Below are 4,382 nucleotides of genomic sequence, written 5' to 3' on the forward strand. Positions count from 1 at the left end.
GGCAGCCGCAGCGGCGTGCCCGCCCAGGACGTGAGCCGCAGCCGCGCCACCTCGCCCCGGCCCAGCGAGGTCGCCACCCGGGGGCCGGCCAGCGCCCGCACCCGGGCCAGCCGCGCATCGCTGAACGAGGCGAGCAGCACCCGGTCCGCGGCGTCGCTGCGCCGGATCACGTCGACTGTCGGACCCGTCGCCGTGTCGGCCTTGACGTCGATGTTGAACCGGATCCGCGGCCAGGCGGCCAGCACCTCGTCGAGGCGGGGCACCGCGCCCGCCCCGCCGATCCGCAGCGTCGCCAGGTCGGCCCAGCGCAGGTCGGCCACCCGGCCCGCGGTGCCGGTGAGCCGGTCCAGCGAAGCGTCGTGGAAGACCACCGGTATGCCGTCCGCCGTGGCGTGCACGTCGGTCTCGACGTACCGGAAGCCCAGGGCGATCGCCCGCGCGAACGCCTCCGCCGTGTTCTCGTCGCCGGCGGCGGCCCCGCCGCGATGGGCGAACGCCAGCGGGGTGGGGGAGTCCAGGAAGGGCAGGCGGGCCCCTACAGACACGCGTCGTCCAGCTCGGCCAGCAGCGTGTCGCCGCTCTCCAGCAGCTCGAACCAGGCCGTGGTGCGGGGCAGCTCGTGGGTGAAGAAGTAGCGGGCGGCGAGACGCTTGCCGTCGTAGAACGAACCCTCCCGGCCCGCGGCGGCGCTCGCCTGCTCCAGCCACATCCACGCGATGACGAGGTGGCCGGCGGCGTTCAGATAGGCGGTGGAGTTGGCCAGTGCGCGTTCCGGGTCGCCGTCCGACCAGAGCTTGCCCGTGACCTCGACCAGCCGCTCGCAGCCCGCTTCCAGGAGCCGGGCATAGTCGGCCAGCTCGGCCGGCGCGCGTCCGGCGGCCTCGCGGATCGTGCGGACCAGCAGCTTGAGGCCGGCCCCGTCGCGCATGACCACCTTGCGGCCCAGCAGGTCCAGGCCCTGGATGCCGTCGGTGCCCTCGTGGATCGGGTTGAGCCGGTTGTCGCGGTAGAACTGCTCGACCGGATACTCCCGGGTGTAGCCGTAGCCGCCGTGCACCTGGATGGCGTGGTCGTTGGCCAGCAGGCACCACTGCGACGGCCACGCCTTGACGATCGGCGTCAGCACGTCCAGCATCAGCTGCGCCTCGGCGGCCGCCGCGGGGTCACCGGTCTCCTGCTCGTCGACGAGCTTGGCCGCGTACAGGACCAGGGCCAGGCCGCCCTCGACGTAGGTCTTGGACGCCAGCAGCATCCGGCGCACGTCCGGGTGCCGGATGATCGGCACCGGCGGGGCGACCGGATCCTTGCCGGCCACCGGGCGGCCCTGCAGGCGCTCGCGGGCGTACGCCAGCGCGTGCAGATAGCCCGTGTAGCCCAGCGCCACCGCACCGGCGCCCACGCCGATCCGCGCCTCGTTCATCATCTGGAACATGTAGGCCAGGCCGCGGCCCTCCTCGCCGACCAGGTACGCCTCGCTGTCGGTGAACGACAGCACCGCGTTGGTCGTGCCCCGGAAGCCCATCTTGTGGTTGAGCCCGGCCAGCTCCACGCCGTTGCGCGCGCCGACCCGGCCGTCGTCGCCGACCAGGTGTTTGGGCACGATGAACAGCGACAGGCCCTTCACCCCGGCGGGCGCCCCGGCGACCCGGGCCAGCACCAGGTGCACGATCGTCTCGCTGAGCTCGTGATCGCCGCCGGAGATCCACATCTTGCTGCCGGTGACCCGGTAGCTCCCGTCACCGGCCGGCACCGCGCGCGTGGTGACATCGCTCAACGAGGAACCGGCCTGCGGCTCGGACAGGCACATCGTGCCGGTGAAGCGGCCGTCCAGCATGGGCTCCACGAACCGGGCGACATGCTCGGGCGCGGCGTGGGTGAGCAGCAGGTTGGCGTTCGCCATGGTCAGCAGCGGGTACGCCGAGGTGGCGATGTTGGCTGCCTGGAACCAGGCGAAGCAGGCCCGGGCCACCACGTGCGGCAGCTGCAGCCCGCCGACCGCCTCGTCCATCGACCCGGCCAGCAGCCCCGAGTCGTTGAACGCGGTCAGCGCGGCCTTGACCTCCGGGATGATGTGCACCCGCTGGCCGTCGAAGCGCGGCTCCTCGGCGTCGTTGCGCCGGTTGTGAGGCGCGAACTCACGCTCGGCGATCTGCGCGGAGACCTCCAGGAAGGCGTCGAACGTCTCGCGGGAGTGCTCGGCGAAGCGCGGCCGGGAGGTCAGTCCGGCCACGTCGAGCCACTCGTAGAGCAGGAACTCGAGGTCGCGCTGCGAGAGGATGCTGGACGCCATCAGCCCACCCTAGCGTCCGCCGTTCAGCCGGCCCGGCGGCCGTTGTCGACGTGCGCCACGAAGTCCAGCACCGCGGCGGCCAGTGCCTCGGGGGCCTCCTGCGCCACGAAATGACCGACGCCCTCGAGGCGTACGGCGGTGAGCTCGCCCGCGCTCACCTGGCGGAAGGTCTGCTCGGTGAACGGGGCGCTGAACGCGTCGACGGTGAGGACGGGCATGGTCAGCGGGCGCTCCTCGGCCAGGGCCCGGGTGCGGCCCGCGTCGGCGAAGACGGCCTGGTAGAGCCCGGCGGTGCCGCGCCAGCCGCCGGGGCGCGCGTACGAGCGGGTGAACTCGTCGATGTCGGCCTCGGTGACGGCGTCCTTGACCGCGGTCATCTTGGGGTAGGCCCAGCCGGCGAGCAGCTGCCGTTCGTGGCCGGGCAGGAGCATCTCCGGCACGCCCGGGGCGGCGAGGAAGCCGACGTGCCAGGAGCCGCCGTGGTTGACGTCGGCGAGGCTCTCCAGCCCGTAGCCGGCCAGGGTCGACTCGACCGCGGTGAGGCTCAGGACGTCGTCGGGATGGGTGGCGGCGAAGCGGAAACCGAGGCCGCCGCTGATGTCCTGGCACAGCACGTGGACCGGCCCCGCGCCGAGCTGCCCGGTCAGGTGGTGCAGGTCCTCGGCCGAGGTGGCGTCGTCGTAGTCGCCGTCGGCGGTCCCGGAGTCACCGAACCCGCGCAGGTCGACGGCGAAGACCCGGTGCGTCTCGGCCAGCAGCGGGATCAGCTTGTGGAACGCCCACCAGGTCTCCGGCCAGCCGTGGACGAGCAGGATCGCGGAGCCGGTGGTCCCGGCCGAGACGTAGTGCAGCCGGGTGCCGTTGACGTCCGCGACATGGTGGGTGACGCCGGGAACGGTGGCTCCGGCAGGCGTGACGACGGGCATGGGTGGCTCCTCAGATAGACAGCCTAGGTGTCGATTAAAGATAGACACCTAGGCTGTCTTTGTCAAAGGTTCTTATAGGCTGCCTGCATGTCCCGATCCGGCGCCGACCTCGCCCTGCTCCTGCTCGGCGGATTCCGTGACCTGGCCGACCGCGCGACGGCCGAGCTCGCCGCGCGGGGTTACCGGGACGTCCGGCCGGTGCACGACTTCGCGCTGCGGGCGATCCTGTCCGGCGCCGACAGCGCCTCCGAGCTCGGCCGGCGGATGTCCGTCGCCAAGCAGTCCGCGGCGAAGACGATCGCCGGGCTGGAGGAACGCGAGTTCGTGCGGCGCGAGCCCGACCCGGCCGACCGGCGGCGGATCCGCCTGACGGTCACCGGGCACGGGCTCGCGATGCTGCGCGAGGGGGAAGCGATCTTCGACGAGTTGCGCGAGCAGTGGGAACGGCAGGTGGGGGCGGGCTCCGTCAAGGCGCTCGAGGAGACCCTCGGCCGGCTGCTCGCCGGCAACACCGTCCGGCTGGACACGCCGGGCTGGCTCATGCGGGACCTGTCCGGCGAGAGCTGACCGGCCCCGGCTGCGCTCAGCCGCAGCGCCGTCCGCTGTTGACGCAGGCGGCGATCTTGCTCATCTGCCGGTCGGTGTTGACGTTGACGTAGTCGTTGTGGTCCGAGAAGGGGTTGTGGTTCTCCTCGGGGAACGAGTCGAGCGCGTACTGGCCCTTCTCCTGCACGGCGCGCGGGATGTCGTAGGAGATGCTGATCCGCAGCTGCGGGATGGCCTGGAAGCCCTGCGGGCAGGCGCCGGTCTGCTTGTCGGCGAAGGCCAGGTGCGCACGGTGGTTGTCGCTGTCGATGTCCTTGCCGTTCCAGCAGCCGGGGAAGTCCTGCACACGCATCACCTTGCTGCCGGCCGGGCAGATCGGGTACTTGTCCGACAGCCGGTCGGCGAAGCCGGAACAGGTCCAGGTCGAGCGGGCGTTCGCCGGGCCACGGCTGGTGGGCTTGGCGTCACCGGTCAGCGCCCGCAGGAAGCGCGGCATCGGGGTGACCTTGGCGGTGGCGTTGCCGCGGTACTCGATCAGCACGGCGGCGGGGCGGACGATGGCGCCGGTGTTGCCGGGCAGTTCCAGGTTCGGGCCGCTGGGCGCCGGAAGTTCCTTGTCG

5 protein-coding genes are annotated in these 4,382 nt (G+C 72.2%); 1 reads left to right on the forward strand and 4 read right to left on the reverse strand.

Going from position 1 to position 4,382, the window contains the following annotated elements; genetic code table 11:
* The 3 genes from AB0C29_RS35750 to AB0C29_RS35760 all read right to left on the reverse strand — a co-directional run.
* A partial coding sequence (locus AB0C29_RS35750; RefSeq protein ID WP_360829960.1) for a glycerophosphodiester phosphodiesterase family protein occupies positions 1–545 on the reverse strand: 545 nt, incomplete at its 3' end.
* Positions 536–2,290 carry an acyl-CoA dehydrogenase gene (locus AB0C29_RS35755; protein WP_360829963.1) on the reverse strand — a complete coding sequence of 585 codons (1,755 nt, stop codon included), beginning with the start codon at positions 2,288–2,290 and terminating at the stop codon, positions 536–538. The genes AB0C29_RS35755 and AB0C29_RS35750, both read right to left, overlap by 10 nt.
* 23 nt (positions 2,291–2,313) lie before the next feature.
* Positions 2,314–3,216, reverse strand: a complete 903-nt coding sequence (locus tag AB0C29_RS35760; protein WP_360829965.1) for an alpha/beta hydrolase — start codon at positions 3,214–3,216, stop codon at positions 2,314–2,316.
* Positions 3,217–3,303: 87 nt separating this feature from the next.
* Between AB0C29_RS35760 and AB0C29_RS35765 the strand changes: the two genes are divergently transcribed.
* Positions 3,304–3,783, forward strand: a complete 480-nt coding sequence (locus AB0C29_RS35765) for a MarR family transcriptional regulator (protein WP_360829968.1) — start codon at positions 3,304–3,306, stop codon at positions 3,781–3,783.
* A 16-nt stretch (positions 3,784–3,799) separates the two neighbouring features.
* On the opposite strand, the gene AB0C29_RS35770 is transcribed toward AB0C29_RS35765, so the two are convergent.
* The coding region (locus AB0C29_RS35770) for a DUF1996 domain-containing protein (RefSeq protein ID WP_360829971.1) at positions 3,800–4,382 on the reverse strand (583 nt) is incomplete at its 5' end.

The sequence above is a fragment of the Actinoplanes sp. NPDC048791 genome (genome assembly GCF_040650095.1).
In the GTDB taxonomy this organism is placed as follows: Bacteria; Actinomycetota; Actinomycetes; order Mycobacteriales; family Micromonosporaceae; genus Actinoplanes.